Below are 2,090 nucleotides of genomic sequence, written 5' to 3'. Positions count from 1 at the left end.
ATTTGATTACTTTCACCACTAGGAACATCCCAGTTACTACCAGAAAAAACACCCAATTTTATAGTAATCTTTTCCGGTTGATAAATAATTGCCATAGCTATACAAACCGCTAAAATAAATAAACCAATTATTTTTTTATTCATCATCAACCCTCTTAGTTGTTTGCCCAGTTTGTACAGCCCAAATCGCTAATTGTGTACGATCTCTTAAATTTAATTTAGAAAGAATTGAACTTAAATAATTTCTAACTGTTCCTTCAGATAAATATAATTTTTGGGCAATTTCTTTATTTGAAAAACCATAACCAACTTGCTGTATAACTTTCCATTCTGGTTTACTAATTTGATCAATATTTGTTTCATCAACTTGAATAGAATAATTATTTTGTGACATTTTAGAAAACATCCCAAAAACTTTGGTAGCAATATCAGGATTTATCATTCCACCTCCACGGTAAACTGTTAAAATTGATTGATATAGCTCATACATGCCCACACCTTTCAATAAATAACCACTTGCACCATACTTCAAAGCACTAAACACAAAATCATCATCATCAAAAGTTGTCAAAATAATAATTTTAGTATTAGGATACTGTTCTTTAATCGCTTTAGTACAAACTACCCCATCCATACGTGGCATACGAATATCCATTAAAATCACATCAACTGATTCCCTTTTTAAAATATCTAAAACTTCTAATCCATCAGCAGCAATATTAACAACTTGAATATCTTCATGGGTACCTAAAACAATTTTTAACGATTCTCTTATCAATTCCTGGTCATCTGCTATAACAACTTTAATCATATCTTTCACCTCTTCCTATTGGGATTTTAACTTCTGTTAAAAAACCATCATGTCCAACATATATAACTTCGCCATTAATAATTGCTACTCTTTCTTGCATTTGCTTTAAACCAAATCCATAATGAATTTCTTTACAGCCAATCCCATCATCTTTTATTTTTAAATACAATAAATTTTCATATTCAAAAATTTCAATATCAATGCATTTTGCTCTTCCATGGCGCATTGCATTAGTTATACTTTCTTGAATTATTCGAAATAATATATCTTCAGTAGTATTTTCTAAATCAAGTTTATCAATTTGATAATGTAAATTAATTACTAAATCACTCAAATTTGTGAATTCATCAATCATTGTTTCAATAGCTCCCTTAAAACTATTGGCTTCTAAAGCACCTGGACGTAATTTATTTAGGGAATTACGAACATCACTAATTCCTTGGCGAACAACTTTTGAAACAAGTTGTAGTTGCTGTTTGGTTGTTTGAGGATTAATATCAATCATTGCTATACATGCGTCAATTCCAGCCGCAATCCCTGTTAGTGCATGCCCTAAAGTATCATGAATTTCACGTGCAAGTCTCTTTCTTTCATTATTTTCACCAATCTTTTCAGTAATAGCTGCATAATTTTGTAATTCCTGATTTACTTGATTAATCATATCTAATTCTTGAGAAATATTTTCATTTTCCTGAATTTGATCAGCAATATATAATACCGTAGAGGCAACAAATAATAATATATTTAATGTCTCTAACAAATTTTTGCTTACCATTAACATACCTGTCATTGAAGCTTCACAAGCTTCAAAATAAGCCTGAGGATTAGGGATAGAAATAAACATCGAAAAAATATCATAATTAGAAATTAAATATATTATTACTAATGCTAATAAAAACCATTTTGTTTTTTCATTTTTAAAATGATAAATACAGTCACTAAATACCAATAAAATAATTCCATTATAACTCATATTCAACAAATAAATTATAACAAAGCAAATAACTAATTCCAAAACATTATAAAAAATATGAAATTTATTATTTATAATTTTGTTTTCATTGTGATAATAAATCATAAAAACAAGTACTAGGTATAATAAAATTGAAACTAAAAGCACAAAAAGAGGATTTCTTGGTATACTATTAACAGTATCTAAAAAATTTCTTGATAATTGATTTGTAATTATATATTTTGTTGTAAATAAAAAAACAAATCCATAAAATATAACAATTATTAAATTCAATAAAATCATTAAATATCTAACTGACAATAAAGAC

The 2,090-nt window shown here is 27.3% G+C and carries 2 protein-coding genes; both read right to left on the bottom strand.

Translation table 11 applies throughout. The features are described 5' to 3' along the window. Nucleotides 1-135: 135 nt before the first annotated feature. Entirely contained in the window at nucleotides 136-810 is a 675-nt protein-coding gene (locus tag ACLR9T_RS14085; protein WP_413110109.1) for a response regulator, read from the bottom strand. Continuing rightward, a partial coding sequence (locus ACLR9T_RS14080) for a histidine kinase (RefSeq protein ID WP_413110108.1) occupies nucleotides 803-2,090 on the bottom strand: 1,288 nt, incomplete at its 5' end. The genes ACLR9T_RS14080 and ACLR9T_RS14085, both read right to left, overlap by 8 nt.

Origin of the sequence: Thomasclavelia sp. (assembly GCF_047249845.1) — a bacterium.
In the GTDB taxonomy this organism is placed as follows: domain Bacteria; phylum Bacillota_I; class Bacilli_A; order Erysipelotrichales; family Coprobacillaceae; genus Thomasclavelia.
The sequence above is the reverse complement of the archived record's forward strand: the minus strand, read 5'-3'. Positions and strand labels throughout refer to the sequence as shown.